The 844-nt window shown below is 60.7% G+C and carries 1 protein-coding gene; it reads right to left on the reverse strand.

Going from position 1 to position 844, the window contains the following annotated elements; translation table 11 throughout:
* Positions 1 to 12 precede the first annotated feature (12 nt).
* Positions 13 to 770, reverse strand: a protein-coding gene (locus ACYQ6W_RS22660) for an IS5 family transposase (RefSeq protein WP_459678566.1) whose coding sequence is annotated in 2 segments (ribosomal slippage) — positions 13 to 437 and positions 437 to 770 — 759 coding nt in all. Because the reading frame shifts where the segments join, the coding sequence is not laid out codon by codon here.
* Between the last annotated feature and the right edge of the window lie 74 nt (positions 771 to 844).

An 844-nucleotide genomic window follows, 5' to 3' on the forward strand; every position in this document is an offset into this window, starting at 1 on the left:
TAGGGTTGGGACTCATAACCAGTAGCTGACGACCGCCGCGATGCAGACAGCGGCGTGGAAGTTTGTGGCGAGCCGGTCGTAGCGTGTGGCGACCCGTCGGAAATCCTTGAGCCGGTTGAACATGCGCTCGATGGCGTTGCGGCTCCGGTAAAGGTATGGCGAGAAACAGTTTCTCCAGAGGCGATTGATCTTGGGCGGGATGTTCGGAGCGGCACCTTTTGCCTCTATCTTCTCTCGCACGGCATTGGTGTCGTAGCCCTTGTCGCCATGCACCAGTTCAGCCGCGGTGAGCTGATCGAGGAGTGCATCGGCGGCGACGCAATCGGCGACCTGACCGCCGGTCAACAGAAAGGCGATGGGGCGGCAATCGCGATCGGTCAGCGCATGGATCTTGGTGGTGCGTCCGCCGCGTGAGCGCCCGATTGCCTGGCTTTGCTCCCCCCTTTTCCGCCAGAGGCACATCGGTGCGCCTTGACTGCAGAAGAGTCGATAAGCACCTCGGCGGGTGGTCCCCCGGCAGTTGCCAGAGCATGAAAGAGGTTGGTCCAGACGCCTTTGGCTGCCCATCGCTGGAAGCGATTGTAGAGCGTCTTCCGCGGGCCATAGACGCCCGGCGCATCTTTCCATCGGCAGCCCGACATCAGTACATGCACGATGCCACTGATGACGCGGCGATCATCGACCCGGGGCTTGCCTCGCGTATCCCGCGGGAGGTGTGGTTTGAGCCGAGCGAATTGCTCTTTCGTCAGCCAAAAATATCCGTCGTCCAAATGAGGTCTCCTTCCGGAAACCTTGAATCACGCCAGCTCGGCTCTGTGAATCCTTTTTATGGGTCCCGGCCCTA

Source organism: Acidisoma sp. 7E03, assembly GCF_054665075.1.